Genomic DNA, 15,096 nt, shown 5'->3' with positions numbered 1-15,096 from the left:
GCGTCCACTGTCAGGCTCAGTTGCGCGGCGGCCGGCTTTTGTAGACCGGCAATTGCCAGCCAAACATCAACGACCCGGCGCGCAACGCCCAGCACACCAAGGCGCAGAGCGCCAGAGAAAACGCAGGCTCTGCCCCCAATCTGGCAGCCAGAACTGCAGTCAGGGCACCTGTAAAGGCGCAGGACACATAGAGCTCACCTTGTTTCAGCACCAGCGGCACTTCGTTGCAGACCACATCGCGCATCAACCCGCCCAGGCATCCGGTTGTCACACCCATCAAAACGACAATGACCCCGGACTGATCCAGCGACAACGCCGCGCCGGTTCCGGCCGCGACAGCCACTGACAGTGCAAAACTGTCCAGCCAGACCAACCAGTTATAGCGGCTTTCCACCAGATGTGCGGTAAAGAACACCAGGACCGACGCCGCGACTGCGATCAGGATGTAATCCGGCTGCCCGACCCAAAAGATCGGGTGACGGTCCAGCAAAAGGTCTCGTACAGTGCCGCCACCTACGGCCGTCAGGCAGGCCATGAAGGCAAATCCCACCAGATCCAGCTGGGCACGGCTGGCCACCAGTGCCCCCGTCAACGCGAAGATCAGAACCGAGGCATAGTCCAGCAGCGTCAGCGCGGTCACGCCTGTGCCTTTTTCGGTTTGAACGGCGCCATTCCGGCCCGGGCCAGCTCATCAGCTTTTTCATTCTCGGGGTGGCCTGCGTGGCCCTTGACCCATTCCCATGTCACATCATGCCGTTCCTGCGCCTCATCCAGACGCTGCCAAAGATCGACATTCTTGACCGGTTTCTTGTTCGAGGTTTTCCAGCCGTTGCGTTTCCAACCGAAAATCCAGCCGGTGACGCCGTTCTTCACATAGGCGCTGTCGGTGACGACGGTAATCTTCGACGGTCGCTCCAGCGCTTCAAGCGCGCTGATGGCGGCCAGCAATTCCATCCGGTTGTTGGTCGTCTCGGCCTCGCCCCCGTTCAGCTCACGCTCTTTCAGAACCCTGTCCCCGTCCATCGCGCGCAGCAGCACGCCCCAGCCTCCGGGGCCGGGGTTTCCGGAACAGGCACCATCCGTATAAGCAAACAGTTCAGGCATGAGCGAACACCAGGATATATCCATCATACGATCCGGCCAGGCCTTTGCCCATGCCATGGATTGCGCGGTCAATCGTGAACCCGGCCTTGTTCAAGGCCTCCTCGATCTCGGCCTCTGTGTAATAGGAATAGTAACGATCCAGATCATCCCGATGTTCACCAGTGCCCAGCTTCATCCCCAGAAACAGCTGTCCACCGGGTTTCAGAGCCCTGTGGATCGCAGTCAGATGTCGCTGGAAATCGGCGCGCGGCGCGTGCAGCAGGGAAAAGCTGGCGTAAACGCCGTCATATTCGGCCGTCTCAGTGACGTCATCGAACGTACCCAGATAAGCATCCACACCGTTTTCCCGCGCATGTTCGACAAAGGCTGGCGTGGCATCCAGCGCGCGAACCTTCAGCCCTTGACGCATCAGGAACCCGCTGTCTGACCCCGGCCCGGACCCCAAATCCAGTACATAGCCGCCTGCGCCGACCGCATCGGCAAAAGCCTGACGGGCCTCAAGCTGCTCGTGCGGCAGAGGGATCTTCAGATATTCGGCCACCTTGGTTGTATAGGCGTTGATCGTGCGTTCATCGGTCACAGGTACACTCCGACTGCAAGACTGGCCAATACGACCGCGGTCAGCAGGATGCGCAACCGCATCCACCAGACCGGTGTCAGGCGCCAGTAGGAAAACAGGGCATCCAGCAACAACAAACCAGCGAACCCATACATCAGATTGGTGCCCGCATTGACCGGCCCGCCGCCTGTCATGGCAAAGGCCCAAAGCGCGGGCAGAACCGACAACAGATAACACAGGGCCGCTTTGCTGCCCGATGTCTTGGTGGCAAAACCCCAGAGAACACCGGACATGAAGCTGAGGATGACCGATCCATAGAACAGTTGCACATAAGGCCCCACGAAACGTGGGCCAAAGGTTTGCGCGCCCCAGGCATTCAGGTCGCTGTTCAGATAGGTCAGGGCGCCCCAGACAAACGGGATCAGTCCCGCCAGCCCCAGATAGAGAGGCGCTTTCGGCACTCCGTTCACGCCGGTTGCCTCAACACGCGGGGGACTTTGAACTCGACGTTTTCAACGGCGGTTTCGACCGGCTCGACGGTGACATCATAATGCGCGCTGAACGCTTCGATCACCTCGTTTACCAGAACCTCCGGGGCCGACGCGCCTGCGGTGACAGCCACGGTCGAGATCCCCTCGAGCGCGCGCCAGTCAATCTCGGTTGCGCGCTGGACCAGCTGCGCGTACTGGCACCCCTCGCGCGAGGCAACCTCGACAAGGCGGCGCGAGTTCGATGAGTTCGGCGCGCCCACAACCAGCAAGGCATCCGCCTTGGGGGCCACGGCTTTCACCGCTTCCTGCCGGTTGGTGGTGGCATAACAGATATCTTCCTTGTGCGGTCCGACAATGGCCGGGAATCGGGCTTGAAGGGCGGCGATGATATCCTTGGTGTCATCGACCGAAAGGGTGGTTTGGGTGACAAAGGCCAGCTTATCCGGGTCACGCACCTGCACCGTGGCCACGTCGTCCACGGTCTCGACCAGCAGCACATCGCCCTCGGGCAACTGCCCCATGGTGCCCACGGTTTCGGGATGGCCTTTGTGGCCGATCATGATCATCTGCAACCCCGCGTCCGCGTGGCGCTGCGCCTCGACATGCACCTTGGAAACCAGAGGACAGGTGGCGTCCACATAGATCATCTCGCGCTGGGCAGCCTCGGCGGGAACGGATTTCGGCACCCCGTGGGCGGAAAAGATCACCGGGCGGTCATCGGGGCATTCCTGCAATTCCTCGACGAAAACGGCCCCTTTGGCGCGAAGGCCGTCGACCACGAATTTGTTGTGCACGATCTCGTGGCGCACATAGACCGGTGGGCCCCATTTCTGCAAAGCCATCTCAACGATTTTGATGGCACGGTCCACACCGGCGCAGAACCCGCGCGGGGCGGCAAGGTAAAGTGTCAGTGGCGGCTTTTTCATCAGGCTGTCTCCTTGAGGCACAGGTAAGTCTTTTCCCGGCCTTGGTCCAGACAGGACATCGTCATTCATCTGACACGAATCGTTGCTAATCGGGTGATGTTTAAGCACCTGTACCTTGTTAAAGAAGCGCGGCCAGGACCGATGTCCTGACCGCGCGATTTTTCCCCATCATGACAGGCCTGTCGTCTTGTCAGCTGTTGCTGGCAACAGCGACGCTGCGATGCTCCGTCGGCATTTCACGCGGCGGGCGACCGATGACATCGCGCAAATCCTCCAGCTCGATGAAATTGTCGGCCTGGCGGCGCAGTTCATCCGAGATCATCGGCGGTTGGCTGCGAATGGTCGAAACCACCGATACGCGCACGCCCTGCCGTTGCAGGCTGGCGATCAACGGGCGGAAATCCCCATCACCCGAGAACAGCACGATATGATCGACGCGCGGCGCCAGTTCCATGGCATCGACGGTAAGTTCGATATCCATATTTCCTTTGACTTTCCGACGCCCCATGCTGTCGGTGTATTCCTTGGCCGGTTTCGTGACCATGGTGAAGCCGTTGTAATGCAGCCAGTCAACCAATGGACGGATCGGCGAATACTCGTCGTTTTCCAGCAGCGCTGTATAGTAGAAGGCCCGAAGAAGCTTGCCGCGGCGCATGAATTCCTGCCGCAGAAGTTTGTAGTCAATGTCGAAACCGAGTGCTTTTGCCGCAGCATAAAGATTCGAGCCGTCGATGAACAGCGCTAGCCGTTCGTCTTTATAAAACATAAATATTCCCTTCCGGTATAATCCAGTGCGTGCCGCGTTACGTGAGTGAGTGAGTGATAAAATGACGCGCTCTGGTACGCCTATAATTAGAACTTCTGTCGATTATCGCAAGTATGCAATGGGTCGAATGTAGGGTATCACATGAGCAAATCCATGCCAAATGCCGTTGTTGCGCTGGGCGCAAATCTCGATTTGAGAGGAAATGGTCCCGCTGTAACACTTCAGAACGCGCTTGACGCGTTATCGCGTCACGATGTGGTGATTCGCTCCGTCAGTCGTTTTTTTGCAACGCCGTGCTTTCCCGCCGGGGCCGGCCCGGACTATGTGAATGCCGCGGCGCTGATTGCAACCGAGAGGTCTCCTTCACAGCTGTTGCAGGTGCTGCACGAGGTGGAGCAGGAATTCGGGCGCGAACGGGTGCAGCGCTGGGGGATGCGGACGCTGGATCTGGATCTGGTCTGTTTCGAAGATCAGGTCCTGCCGGATCGCGCCACGTTTGATCGCTGGCTGACCCTGCCGACCGACGCGCAAAGGCAAGAGGCACCGGATCAGTTGATCTTGCCGCATCCGCGCCTTCAGGATCGCGCCTTTGTCCTCGTGCCGATGGCCGATATCGTGCCCGACTGGCGCCATCCGGTTCTGGGTCGCACGGTCTGCGAGATGATCCAGACCCTTCCCGCGGCAGAGGTTGCGGCGGTCACGGCGTTGTGATCCGTGCAAATGCAGCATTTCCTGCTTGTCAAGGCGCGGATTCGCGCTTAGATAAACCCCTTCCTGACATGGATTCAGAAACGGAGAGCGCCCAATGGCCCGCGTGACGGTTGAAGATTGCGTAGACAAGGTTCCAAACCGGTTCGAGCTGGTGATGCTCGCCGCCCATCGGGCGCGTGAGATTTCCGCCGGTGCAGCGATTACCGTTGACCGCGACAACGACAAAAACCCTGTCGTGTCTCTGCGTGAGATCGCCGACGAAACCCAAAGCGCGGACGAATTGCGCGAGCGCCTGATTGAGGCCAACCAGACCCAGATCGAGGTTGACGAGCCCGAAGAAGATCAGATGGCGCTGCTGATGGGTGCCGAAACGGACAAACCCGCCATGGACGACATGTCGGAAGAGAAGCTCCTGCGCGCTCTGATGGAGGCTCAAGGGCAGGGGTAAGCCCTGAAGACGAAGGTGCGGACCGGATGATTTCTGCTGACGATCTGATTGCGCTGGTCCGCAACTACAATCCCAAGACGAATGCTGACCGCATTGCGCTGGCCTATGAATTTGGCCAGCAGATGCACGAAGGGCAGTTCCGCCATTCCGGCGAGCCCTATTTCACCCATCCCGTTGCCGTTGCCGCCATCCTGACCGAACAGCGTCTGGATGATGCGACCATCATCACGGCGCTGCTTCACGACACGATCGAAGACACCAAGGCCAACTATGGCAAAGTGGCTGAACTTTTTGGGGATGAAGTCGCCAAACTGGTCGACGGCGTCACCAAGCTGACCAATCTGCAACTGTCCAGCCGCGAGACCAAGCAGGCCGAGAACTTCCGCAAGCTGTTCATGGCCATGTCCAAGGACCTGCGCGTGATTCTGGTCAAGCTGGCCGACCGTTTGCACAACATGCGCACGATCAAGGCGATGCGTCCCGAAAAACAGATCGTCAAGGCCCGCGAGACGATGGATATCTACGCACCGCTTGCGGGCCGGATGGGTATGCAGTGGATGCGTGAGGAACTTGAAGACCTGGCTTTCCGTGTCCTCAACCCTGAAGGCCGCCAGTCGATCATCCGCCGCTTTATTACCCTGCAACGCGAGACCGGCGACGTGATCCATCGCATCACCGGCGACATGCGGCACGAGTTGGAAAAGGCCGGGATCGAGGCCGAGGTGTTCGGCCGCGCCAAGAAACCCTATTCGATCTGGCGCAAGATGCAGGAAAAGGATCAGGGCTTCTCGCGCCTGTCAGACATCTATGGGTTCCGCATCATCACGCAGACCGAAGAAGACTGCTATCGAACCCTGGGGGCCATCCACCAGCGCTGGCGCGCGGTGCCGGGGCGCTTCAAGGACTATATCAGCCAGCCCAAATCGAACGGTTACCGCTCGATCCACACCACGGTGTCGGGCCGGGACGGTAAACGGGTCGAGGTCCAGATCCGCACCCGCCAGATGCACGACGTGGCCGAAACCGGGGTCGCGGCGCATTGGTCCTATCGCGACGGTGTGCGCACCGAGAACCCGTTCGCCGTCGACCCGGCCAAATGGATTTCCAATCTGACCGAGCAGTTCGACAACGAGGAAGATCACGAAGACTTCCTCGAGGCCGTCAAGCTCGAGATGTATTCGGACCAGGTGTTCTGTTTCACCCCCAAGGGCGACGTGGTGAAGCTGCCGCGTGGCGCGACGCCGATCGATTTTGCCTATGCCATTCACACCCGGATCGGTCATGCCTGTGTCGGGGCCAAGGTTGATGGTATCCGCGTTCCGCTCTGGACGCGGCTCAAAAATGGCCAGTCCGTGGACATCATTACCGCCGATGGTCAGACGCCACAGGTCACGTGGCTGGAGATTGCAGTCACCGGCAAGGCCCGTACCGCCATTCGCCGCGCCCTGCGCGAGGTGGATCGGGAACGATTCATCAAGCTGGGCAAAGAACTGGCCCGTTCCGGGTTCGAGCATGTGGGCCGCAAGGCGACCGACAAAGCACTCGATACCGCGGCAAAACACCTGCGCCTGAAAGATCGGCACGAGCTGCTGGCCCGCCTTGGCAGTGCCGAACTGACTGCGCATGAGGTGGTTCAGGCCGTCTATCCCGAACTTGCCAAGGACGACGGCGACGCCATTCCGCTGCGCCGTGCGGTGATTGGCCTAGAGCCGGGGCAGAAGTTCGACCGGGCCCCCTGCTGTCAGCCGCTGCCGGGGGAACGTATCGTCGGTATCACCTATCGGGGCAAGGGCGTGGTCGTGCATGCCATCGATTGCGATCGGCTCAGCGAGTTCGAAGGCGAACCTGACCGGTGGGTCGATCTGCACTGGCATTCGGGCACGCACCCGGCCGTCTATGGCGCGACGCTGGATCTGACCATTGGCAACGATGCCGGGGTTCTGGGGCGTATTTGCACATTGATCGGCGAGAAAAAGGCCAATATCTCGAACCTCGAGTTTGTTGACCGCAAACCGGATTTTTACCGCCTTCTGATCAATGTCGAACTGCGCGACCTTGAACAGCTTCATTCACTCATGCTGATGCTGGAGGCGGAAAGCGATGTTGCTGCGGTCGAACGGTATCGGGATCAGGTCAAAACTTCGGTTGCGGCTGGCTGAGAAGGGGTGATCACGGGTGGTATTCAAGCGCCGAGACCGACGCTCTCCAGTCCAGATCGCATCGGATTTCGTCTATCCGCGTGGCGGATGGACCCGCGCCTTCCATTACGTGAAACACCGCGTCCGGCGCTTGCCGGATACCCCTGACCGGATCGCGCGCGGCATCGGGGCAGGGGTGTTTGCCGCCTTTACGCCGTTTTACGGGTTGCATTTTCTTGTCGCCGCCATCGGTGCCCGGCTGATCAAGGGAAACATTCTGGCCGCGCTCAGCGGCACGTTTTTCGGCAACCCGCTCACTTATGTTCCGATCGGGGTGATCTGCCTTCAGACCGGGCATTTCCTGCTGGGCACCGAATACGAAGAAGGCGACACACAAGGGCTGATGGGCAAATTCGCCAGCGCCATGGGGGATCTCAAGAACAATTTTCTGGCGTTGTTTACGGATCGCGTGGCCGACTGGCACGGGCTGTCGCAGTTCTACGATGACGTCTTCTATCCCTACATGATCGGTGGGATCATTCCGGGCGTCGTTGCGGGGGTGATCTGCTATTACCTCAGCCTGCCGCTGATCTTGACGTATCAGCAGCGCCGCCGCGCCAAGATCAAGGCGAAGTTCGAGGAAATCAAGCGTTTGGCCGAAGATTCGGCTGCCGTTTCTTCGGCAGAGCCTCTAGGCTCGGGCAAGAACATGCAAAAGGAATCGAGTGATGTCTGAGAACCATCTGCGTCTGGGTGTGAACATCGATCACGTGGCCACGGTGCGCAATGCGCGGGGCGGGGACTATCCGGATCCGCTGCGCGCTGCCAAACTGGCGGAAGAAGCGGGCGCGGATGGCATCACCGCGCATCTGCGCGAAGATCGACGCCATATCTCGGACGCCGATATCGACGGGCTGATGGAAGTTCTGTCGGTGCCGCTGAACTTTGAGATGGCCGCGACGCCCGAGATGCAGCAGATCGCCTTGCGCCACAAACCGCACGCGGTCTGCATCGTTCCCGAAAAGCGCGAGGAGCGCACCACCGAGGGCGGTCTTGAAGTCGCGCGCGAGGAAAACAAGCTGGCGCATTTCATCGCCCCTCTGCGTGATGTCGGCTGTCGCGTTTCGATCTTCATCGCCGCCGATCAGCGTCAGATCGAGGCCGCGCATCGCATCGGTGCCGAAGTGATTGAGCTGCACACCGGCGCCTATTGCGATGCCCATGCCGAAGGCCGCATGGAAGATGCCGAACGCGAGCTTGAATCGCTGCGCCAGATGTCCTCTTTCGCCCATTCGCTGGGGCTTGAGGTTCATGCGGGCCATGGCCTGACCTATGACACCGTAAAACCGGTTGCCGCCTTCCCAGAAGTCAAAGAGCTGAATATCGGTCATTTCCTGATTGGCGAGGCGATTTTTCTGGGCCTGACCCCGGCCATTCATGAAATGCGTCGCCTGATGGACGAGGCGCGCGCGTGATCACGCCCGGCTTTGTCGCCATCTGGCTGGCCTGGCTGATGGCTGGGGGCTCTCCGGGGCCTGCCACGATGGGCATTGCAGGAACCGCCATGAACGAAGGCCGCCGTGCCGGTCTGGTCTTTGCGCTGGGCATCTGTGCCGGGTCCGCCGCCTGGGGCATTGCCGCAGCGCTTGGCTTGTCGGCGATCATGCTGGCCAATGTCTGGGTGTTCGAGGTGATCCGTTATGTCGGTGTGGCCTATCTGGGTTGGCTGGCGCTGAAGGCCTTGCGCCGCGCGATGACCTCGGACGAGGTCGCTTTGGGCAAACCGGTCACGGGCGCGCTGCCGACCATCTTTGCCAAAGGCGCGGCCATTCACCTGACCAACCCCAAGGCGATCCTCAGCTGGGGCTCGATCTATGCCATCGTCGCGCCCAATGATGCCAGCCTGTCGATGCTGCTGGGCTATTTCGCCATGCTCTATGCGGGATCGTTGATGATCTTTATCGGCTATGCCTTCCTGTTTTCATCCGAACGCATGGTCCGAACCTACCGCCGCGCCCGCCGCTGGTTCGATTTCGCCTTTGCCGGGTTCTTCGGGGTGGCGAGTTACAAGATCCTCACGGTGCGGTTGGGGTGATGAAACTTTGGACACCCGAACAGAAAACCTTGTTTTTTAACCGGGTTGGATACGTGGCGTTGTTCATGATTTTTCTTGTGTCGTCGGGAGGCTCAGGCTTTGCCGAAGAAAAACTGGGCCTGAAAGGTGTTTTTTTCTTTCCTCTCGATGCCTTGGTATTCCCCGTTATTATGGCATCGTTGGTCCAAACTCTTCCATGGTCTAAGCGGCTTACTCAAGCGACTCCAAACGCTACGCTGTGGTACAACGCCACTTACATGGTTGGTCTGTCATTGTCGGTTTTATGGGCTGCTCAAATCTCAGTATTGGTTTACGGATTTGGGCATTGGCATAGAATTGACTTCTGGGACCTGATCCTGAGAAACGTCTTTTTACTTTTCTGGGCAGGGGTTGCCACAGCTATTTGTCGTGCTGTGTTGGGGCAAGCTATACAAATAAAGCAAACGCTTATTGGCGAAAAAAGAAACTGAGAAAATGATCCTCGGCATCGGCACAGACCTCGCAAACATCGACCGCATCCAGGGCACGCTCGACCGGTTCGGCGACCGCTTCCGCAATCGTGTCTTCACCGACACCGAACAGCGCAAGGCCGAACGCCGCGCCGATACGGCCGGAACCTATGCCAAGCGCTGGGCCGCGAAAGAGGCCTGCTCCAAGGCGCTGGGCACCGGTCTGCGCATGGGCATCGCGTGGAAGGATATGGCCGTCACCAATCTGCGCACCGGCCAACCGGTGATGCACGTGACCGGCTGGGCCGCCGAGCGCCTCAAGGAAATGACCCCCGACGGGCACGAGGCGATCATCCACGTCACCCTGACCGATGATCACCCCTGGGCGCAGGCTTTTGTGGTGATCGAGGCGCGTCCGGTTCAAGATCAGGCCGCGCAGCCTTGACTTGCCCCCATCCCCCCCGCATGTAGCAGCGAAGCCAAGCAAAGAACTGGAGCGAGCAGAATGGCCGAGGACGCCAAAACCGGAAATCCCGTCTGGGAGACGATCAAGACCATCGTCTACGCGCTGCTGATTGCCGGCGTGTTCCGCACCCTCTTCTTTCAACCGTTCTGGATCCCCTCGGGCTCGATGAAGCAGACGCTGCTGATCGGCGATTTCCTCTTCGTCAACAAGATGGCCTATGGCTATTCCTACGCATCCTGCCCCAGCCTGATCATCCCAAGCGTCGGCCTGAACGTGGATGCCGAAGACATCTGTGGCTGGATGCAGGGCGAAGACAATACCCGTATCTGGGGCGGTGATCCCGAACGTGGCGATGTCATTGTCTTTCGCCATCCGGTCACCGGACGTGATTATATCAAGCGCCTGATTGGGTTGCCGGGCGACCGGATCCAGGTCCGCAATGGCCAGATCATCCTCAATGGCACTCCGGTTCTTCAGCAGCCCGACGGCGTGTTTACCGAAATTGCCGAACCGCAAGGCCCGCAGCGCCTGCGCCCCCGCTGTGAAAACGGCCCTGTTGGAATAGGCGGCACCTGTGAAAAGTCGCGCCTGATCGAAACCCTGCCCAACGGTGTGTCCTATGACGTGTTGAACATCGGCAACCAGGCATCGGACAATACCGGCATCTATACCGTGCCCGAGGGCCATTATTTCTTCATGGGTGACAACCGTGACAATTCCAGCGACAGCCGTCTGCCGCAATCTGCCGGTGGTGTCGGATACGTGCCTTACGAAAACCTGATCGGTCGTGCCGACCGGATCATGTTCTCGTCCGCAGGTCGTTCGATGCTGTTCTTCTGGACATGGCGCAGTGATCGGTTCTTCAAGGCGGTCAATTGAAGCTCTCGGCTGAAATAAAGGCGTTCCAGCGGCGATTGGGGTATGAGTTCAAAAACCCCGAACTGCTGGTGCGCGCGCTGACCCATGGCTCGGTGTCTTCGTCCACCCGACCCGACAATCAGCGGCTGGAGTTTCTGGGAGACCGCGTTCTGGGCCTGGTCATGGCCACTGCGCTGCTTGAGGCCGACAAAAAGGCGTCCGAGGGTCAGTTGGCCCCACGGTTCAATGCACTGGTCCGCAAAGAGGCCTGCGCTGATGTAGCCCGTCAGATTGATCTGGGCGCGGTGTTGAAACTCGGCCGGTCCGAGATGCTGTCCGGTGGCCGTCGCAAGCAAGCGCTGCTGGGCGACGCGATGGAGGCCGTGATCGCCGCCATCTATCGGGATGCCGGGTTCGAGGCTGCCCGCGATGTCATCCTGGCGCTTTGGGGGGACCGCATCCACAAGGTCGAGGCAGATGCGCGTGACGCCAAGACCTCTTTGCAGGAATGGGCGCAGGCGCGTGGGCAAAAGCCGCCCTCATACGTCGAAGTTAAACGCAGTGGCCCAGACCACGCCCCGATATTCACCATTGCGGCCCGTCTTCAGGACGGCACCGAGGCGCAAGCCACCGCAGGATCCAAACGTCAGGCCGAACAGGCTGCGGCAAAAGCTCTGCTGGAACAGCTCAGCCCGGCCGGGTCTTCCTAGGTACATGCGGCTCAGACCAGCCCGGGAATCGGACGCCGCCAGCCTGGCGGCGCTGTCGATCGAAGTCTGGATCAGCACCTATCTGCGCCATGGCGTGAGCGCCTTCTTCGCCGAGTTTGCACTGTCCGAGTTCACCACTGCACGGTTCGAAGCGCTGCTTGAAGAAGGCAAGGACCTTCTGATTGTTTCGGAAAACCGCGATGGCATAGATGGGTACATTCGGTTGGCAGAGGGCCGTCCCGCCCCGATCGACGGGCTGTCCGATCTTGAGATCGTGACCTTTTACGTGCAGCCGCGTCACCACGGAAAGGGCATCGGGTCAGCTTTGTTGCAGGTGGCCATTGACCATTGCCGCAACAAAGGCCGCACCGAAATTTGGCTGACGACCAATTCCGAAAACGCTCCGGCCATCGATTTCTACCTGTCCAAAGGCTTCCGTCAGGTCGGCGTCACGGATTTCCGTATCGCGGACCAAACCTATCCGAACCACGTTCTGGCGTTGAACCTGCCACCACTGGGCTAGTGTCAAATCACCCGGATGAACCCGGTCAGCCCGGTTTTCTGGTGTTCGATCACGTGGCAATGAAACGCCCAGTCGCCGGGATTGTCCGCGACCAGCGCGATGTCGACGGTCTCGTCTTTGAACAAAAGCATGGTATCGGACAGCAACGGTGGCAGTTTGCGCAGGTTCGACGTCAGCGGAACGAAGGCCAGCCCGTGCAGGTGGATCGGGTGTAGATTGGGCGATTCATTGCGCAGTCGCAGAACATAGCTCTTGCCCCGTTGCAGAACGGCCAGCGGTCCGGTTCCCTGCGCCGCATCGCCCGGCCAGGGCGTGCGGTTGATCGACCAGAAACTATAGCCCAAAGACCCGCAGAACCCGTCATTCGGGGCGCCGCCTTCCGGGGTCCAGCCGAACACGAACTCATGCAACTCGGCCTGATCAAGATCAGGGCGCGGGACAGGGTTTGCCTGCAATGGGCGCAGCTCTCGCAGATCACGCGCGATGGAGTGTCCCGTGGCCCGCAACCGGACCATGGCACGGTGCTTCTGTCCGGGAAACTTTGCCAACAGCAGGGCTGATTGCCCTTCGTCGTCCGGCATCCGAACGGCCAAATCCACCCTTTGACCCGGGGCCAGCAAGAGCGGCTGGGCTGCTGTGGGCCGTGTTACGTCTGTTTCTACCGGATGTCCGTCCCATGCGATGATACGGGTCTCGGCCCCTTCGGGATGCAAGTTGTAGATACGGGTCGTGTCCGTGTTGACCACCCGTACGCGCACCAGGCTGCCCGCGGCGTGGTCATATACTGCCTCGCTCCGCCAATTGGCGGTCTGCACGTTGCCGAACGTGCCGGCCCGCGCCGCGCCGCGGGCAGTATAGGCCGGCAGAAACGCGTCGTCTTCGTCCAACCGGAAATCCCGTAGATTGATCACCTGTTCGCTGTCGAATCCCGGGTCTTCCGGTTCGGCAATCACCATCACACCGGTCAGCCCATGGGCCATCTGGTCCATCGTCATGCAATGGGGATGATACCAATACGTGCCTGCATCCGGCGGCGTGAGTTCATAGGAAAAGCTTTCGTTCTCGCCGATGGGCATCTGGGTCAGATAGGGCACACCGTCCATTTCGTTTCGGATACGCAGCCCGTGCCAATGCATCGCAGTATAATCGGGCAGGGTATTGCGCACCGTCAGACGCAGTGTTTCGCCCTGGCGCCCGTAAAGAACCGGCGGCGGCGCATCCGGTGACAGGCTGACCATCCCCGTGGTCAGCTGACCGCGCAACCGATAGCTGGCAGGTTGCACCACCAGTTCCCGAACGGGATCGCTGGCCGCCAGAGACAACCCTCCCAAACCCAGAGCACCGGCGGCGGCGCTGCTTCCAAGAAGAAACTCGCGACGTTTCATGAGAACCTCACTGAACGGATCTGATGCCGGGCTGGGATTGGCTGGGCGTCCGCGTCCATCTGACACCTCAAGCGCAAGGCTGCAATGCGACAAATCCCTCTGGTCCGCCGGACCTTTCTGCTATAGGGGTGCGCACCTGCAAACAGGATCGCCAGACTCATGACCACACGCGCCGGATTTATTGCCCTGATCGGAGAGCCCAATGCGGGCAAGTCCACCCTGCTGAACCACATGGTCGGGGCCAAGGTGTCGATCGTGACGCATAAGGTGCAGACCACCCGCGCGCGTATCCGTGGCGTGGCGATGGAGGGCGACGCGCAGCTGGTTTTCGTCGACACGCCGGGGCTGTTCAAACCCCGCCGCCGCTTGGATCGCGCCATGGTCGCCGCCGCATGGGGCGGGGCCGCGGATGCCGACATCGTTGTGCTTATGGTCGAGGCGCATCGTGGCATTACTGAAGGCGTCGAGCGCATCCTCGAAGGTCTCGAAGAGATCGGGCAAGGCCGCACGATCGCGTTGGCCATCAACAAGATCGACAAGGTGCCGTCCGAGAAGCTGCTGGCGCTGACCAGTGACCTGAACGCACGCTACCCGTTTGCCGAAACCTTCATGATCTCTGCTGAAAAGGGACACGGCGTCGAGGACCTGCGCAAGTGGCTGGCCTCTGAACTGCCTGAAGGCCCGTGGTTGTATCCCGAAGACCAGATCGCCGATCTGCCCCTGCGCATGATCGCCGCCGAAATGACGCGCGAGAAGCTGACCCTGCGCCTGCATCAGGAATTGCCCTATCAACTGACCGTCGAGACCGAAAACTGGGAAGAGCGCAAAGACGGCTCTGCCAAGATTGATCAGGTCATCTATGTCATGCGTGACGGCCACAAAGGCATCGTGCTTGGCAAAAAGGGTGAGACGATCAAAGCCGTCAGCCAGGCCGCGCGCGCCGAGCTGGAAGAGTTCCTCGACCGCAGGATTCACCTGTTCCTGCAAGTGAAGGTCCGGCCCAATTGGCTGGAAGAATCCGAGCGGTATTCGGAAATGGGGCTGGATTTCAAAGACGGAAACGCATGACGCGGCTGACGGCGGAATTCTGGGTTCACGCCTATTTGGCGCGGCTGCGATTTCAGGATATCCCGGCCTATGTGGTGGCCCATGGCGATGACACCGCAGGCGCAGTTCTGGTCAAGCTGAACACACTGGACGGGCAGGCCGTTGCCTTCCAACGCAGCTTTGATCTGATGAGTGGCGAACGGAAATGGGTCGAACTCTCGTCCGGTCTTGAAGGTGACGTGGACCAAGCCATCCAGCGCCAACGCAGCTTTGACCCCGACCTCTGGGTGATCGAGGTCGAAGACCGGCAGGGGCGGCACCTGCTGGGCGAAGAAGGGCTTGAGTGACCAGTACTGAAGGGTCTTTGACGCAGAGACCAAAATGACTATTTTACCCCGGCAATTACACTGGCAGGGCTGG

General features: G+C 59.9%; 20 protein-coding genes. 13 read left to right on the top strand and 7 right to left on the bottom strand.

What is annotated here, in order from left to right:
- Positions 1-16 precede the first annotated feature (16 nt).
- The 6 genes from GOW04_RS11995 to GOW04_RS11970 form a co-directional block, all read right to left on the bottom strand.
- The gene (locus GOW04_RS11995) at positions 17-640 is read right to left on the bottom strand and encodes a trimeric intracellular cation channel family protein (RefSeq protein WP_152457070.1); all 624 of its coding nucleotides are present in this window, start codon (positions 638-640) and stop codon (positions 17-19) included.
- Positions 637-1,104: a ribonuclease HI gene (gene rnhA / locus GOW04_RS11990; protein WP_171232686.1), complete on the bottom strand. Its 468-nt coding sequence runs from the start codon at positions 1,102-1,104 to the stop codon at positions 637-639. The genes GOW04_RS11995 and rnhA overlap by 4 nt, the downstream gene beginning before the upstream one ends.
- Positions 1,097-1,684 carry a class I SAM-dependent methyltransferase gene (locus GOW04_RS11985; protein ID WP_171232685.1) on the bottom strand — a complete coding sequence of 196 codons (588 nt, stop codon included), beginning with the start codon at positions 1,682-1,684 and terminating at the stop codon, positions 1,097-1,099. Before GOW04_RS11985 ends, rnhA begins: the two co-directional genes overlap by 8 nt.
- Positions 1,681-2,133, bottom strand: a complete 453-nt coding sequence (locus GOW04_RS11980) for a DUF3429 domain-containing protein (protein ID WP_152457073.1) — start codon at positions 2,131-2,133, stop codon at positions 1,681-1,683. Before GOW04_RS11980 ends, GOW04_RS11985 begins: the two co-directional genes overlap by 4 nt.
- Complete coding sequence (gene ispH / locus GOW04_RS11975) at positions 2,130-3,080, bottom strand: 4-hydroxy-3-methylbut-2-enyl diphosphate reductase (protein ID WP_152457074.1); 951 nt, start codon at positions 3,078-3,080, stop codon at positions 2,130-2,132. The genes GOW04_RS11980 and ispH overlap by 4 nt, the downstream gene beginning before the upstream one ends.
- Before the next feature lie 190 nt (positions 3,081-3,270).
- A complete protein-coding gene (locus tag GOW04_RS11970; protein ID WP_117869875.1) occupies positions 3,271-3,846 on the bottom strand; it encodes an NYN domain-containing protein in 576 nt (191 codons plus the stop codon).
- A 141-nt stretch (positions 3,847-3,987) separates the two neighbouring features.
- Between GOW04_RS11970 and folK the strand changes: the two genes are divergently transcribed.
- The 11 genes from folK to GOW04_RS11915 all read left to right on the top strand — a co-directional run bounded on the left by folK (position 3,988) and on the right by GOW04_RS11915 (position 12,244).
- Entirely contained in the window at positions 3,988-4,557 is a 570-nt protein-coding gene (gene folK / locus GOW04_RS11965) for a 2-amino-4-hydroxy-6-hydroxymethyldihydropteridine diphosphokinase (protein ID WP_171120268.1), read from the top strand.
- Positions 4,558-4,651: 94 nt separating this feature from the next.
- Positions 4,652-5,005, top strand: a complete 354-nt coding sequence (gene rpoZ, locus GOW04_RS11960) for a DNA-directed RNA polymerase subunit omega (RefSeq protein ID WP_117869873.1) — start codon at positions 4,652-4,654, stop codon at positions 5,003-5,005.
- Between the two features lie 26 nt (positions 5,006-5,031).
- Complete coding sequence (locus tag GOW04_RS11955) at positions 5,032-7,164, top strand: bifunctional (p)ppGpp synthetase/guanosine-3',5'-bis(diphosphate) 3'-pyrophosphohydrolase (RefSeq protein ID WP_117869872.1); 2,133 nt, start codon at positions 5,032-5,034, stop codon at positions 7,162-7,164.
- A 16-nt stretch (positions 7,165-7,180) separates the two neighbouring features.
- A complete protein-coding gene (locus GOW04_RS11950; RefSeq protein WP_171120266.1) occupies positions 7,181-7,879 on the top strand; it encodes a DUF2062 domain-containing protein in 699 nt (232 codons plus the stop codon).
- Entirely contained in the window at positions 7,872-8,618 is a 747-nt protein-coding gene (locus tag GOW04_RS11945) for a pyridoxine 5'-phosphate synthase (RefSeq protein ID WP_171232684.1), read from the top strand. The genes GOW04_RS11950 and GOW04_RS11945 overlap by 8 nt, the downstream gene beginning before the upstream one ends.
- A complete protein-coding gene (locus GOW04_RS11940; RefSeq protein WP_171232683.1) occupies positions 8,615-9,238 on the top strand; it encodes a LysE family translocator in 624 nt (207 codons plus the stop codon). The genes GOW04_RS11945 and GOW04_RS11940 overlap by 4 nt, the downstream gene beginning before the upstream one ends.
- The gene (locus GOW04_RS11935; RefSeq protein ID WP_171232682.1) at positions 9,238-9,708 is read left to right on the top strand and encodes a hypothetical protein; all 471 of its coding nucleotides are present in this window, start codon (positions 9,238-9,240) and stop codon (positions 9,706-9,708) included. The genes GOW04_RS11940 and GOW04_RS11935 overlap by 1 nt, the downstream gene beginning before the upstream one ends.
- A gap of 4 nt (positions 9,709-9,712) precedes the next feature.
- On the top strand, positions 9,713-10,132 hold the full coding sequence (acpS, locus tag GOW04_RS11930) for a holo-ACP synthase (RefSeq protein ID WP_171120258.1): 420 nt from the start codon (positions 9,713-9,715) through the stop codon (positions 10,130-10,132).
- A 60-nt stretch (positions 10,133-10,192) separates the two neighbouring features.
- Complete coding sequence (gene lepB / locus GOW04_RS11925; RefSeq protein ID WP_171232681.1) at positions 10,193-11,032, top strand: signal peptidase I; 840 nt, start codon at positions 10,193-10,195, stop codon at positions 11,030-11,032.
- Entirely contained in the window at positions 11,029-11,721 is a 693-nt protein-coding gene (rnc, locus tag GOW04_RS11920; protein ID WP_152457083.1) for a ribonuclease III, read from the top strand. Before lepB ends, rnc begins: the two co-directional genes overlap by 4 nt.
- Before the next feature lie 4 nt (positions 11,722-11,725).
- A complete protein-coding gene (locus tag GOW04_RS11915) occupies positions 11,726-12,244 on the top strand; it encodes a GNAT family N-acetyltransferase (protein WP_171232680.1) in 519 nt (172 codons plus the stop codon).
- A 2-nt stretch (positions 12,245-12,246) separates the two neighbouring features.
- On the opposite strand, the gene GOW04_RS11910 is transcribed toward GOW04_RS11915, so the two are convergent.
- Positions 12,247-13,629, bottom strand: coding sequence for a multicopper oxidase family protein (locus GOW04_RS11910; RefSeq protein ID WP_171232679.1), 1,383 nt, complete (start codon positions 13,627-13,629; stop codon positions 12,247-12,249).
- A gap of 159 nt (positions 13,630-13,788) precedes the next feature.
- Between GOW04_RS11910 and era the strand changes: the two genes are divergently transcribed.
- Positions 13,789-14,697, top strand: a complete 909-nt coding sequence (era, locus tag GOW04_RS11905; protein ID WP_152457086.1) for a GTPase Era — start codon at positions 13,789-13,791, stop codon at positions 14,695-14,697.
- Entirely contained in the window at positions 14,694-15,023 is a 330-nt protein-coding gene (locus GOW04_RS11900; protein WP_152457087.1) for a DUF1491 family protein, read from the top strand. The genes era and GOW04_RS11900 overlap by 4 nt, the downstream gene beginning before the upstream one ends.
- Positions 15,024-15,096: the final 73 nt, after the last annotated feature.

Origin of the sequence: Ruegeria sp. HKCCA4812 (genome assembly GCF_013034245.1) — a bacterium.
GTDB lineage: Bacteria > Pseudomonadota > Alphaproteobacteria > Rhodobacterales > Rhodobacteraceae > Ruegeria.
Note: the sequence above shows the minus strand (reverse complement) of the source record. Positions and strands in the feature narration are given on the sequence as shown.

Excerpts from the sequence above, each read along its gene's own strand:
- era (WP_152457086.1), top strand. The coding sequence starts at position 13,789 with ATGACCACACGCGCCGGATTTATTGCCCTGATCGGAGAGCCCAATGCG.
- ispH (WP_152457074.1), bottom strand. The coding sequence starts at position 3,080 with ATGAAAAAGCCGCCACTGACACTTTACCTTGCCGCCCCGCGCGGGTTC.
- acpS (WP_171120258.1), top strand. The coding sequence starts at position 9,713 with ATGATCCTCGGCATCGGCACAGACCTCGCAAACATCGACCGCATCCAG.
- rpoZ (WP_117869873.1), top strand. The coding sequence starts at position 4,652 with ATGGCCCGCGTGACGGTTGAAGATTGCGTAGACAAGGTTCCAAACCGG.
- GOW04_RS11900 (WP_152457087.1), top strand. The coding sequence starts at position 14,694 with ATGACGCGGCTGACGGCGGAATTCTGGGTTCACGCCTATTTGGCGCGG.
- GOW04_RS11935 (WP_171232682.1), top strand. The coding sequence starts at position 9,238 with ATGAAACTTTGGACACCCGAACAGAAAACCTTGTTTTTTAACCGGGTT.
- GOW04_RS11910 (WP_171232679.1), bottom strand. The coding sequence starts at position 13,629 with ATGAAACGTCGCGAGTTTCTTCTTGGAAGCAGCGCCGCCGCCGGTGCT.
- GOW04_RS11915 (WP_171232680.1), top strand. The coding sequence starts at position 11,726 with ATGCGGCTCAGACCAGCCCGGGAATCGGACGCCGCCAGCCTGGCGGCG.
- GOW04_RS11945 (WP_171232684.1), top strand. The coding sequence starts at position 7,872 with ATGTCTGAGAACCATCTGCGTCTGGGTGTGAACATCGATCACGTGGCC.
- rnhA (WP_171232686.1), bottom strand. The coding sequence starts at position 1,104 with ATGCCTGAACTGTTTGCTTATACGGATGGTGCCTGTTCCGGAAACCCC.
- GOW04_RS11955 (WP_117869872.1), top strand. The coding sequence starts at position 5,032 with ATGATTTCTGCTGACGATCTGATTGCGCTGGTCCGCAACTACAATCCC.
- folK (WP_171120268.1), top strand. The coding sequence starts at position 3,988 with ATGAGCAAATCCATGCCAAATGCCGTTGTTGCGCTGGGCGCAAATCTC.
- lepB (WP_171232681.1), top strand. The coding sequence starts at position 10,193 with ATGGCCGAGGACGCCAAAACCGGAAATCCCGTCTGGGAGACGATCAAG.
- GOW04_RS11970 (WP_117869875.1), bottom strand. The coding sequence starts at position 3,846 with ATGTTTTATAAAGACGAACGGCTAGCGCTGTTCATCGACGGCTCGAAT.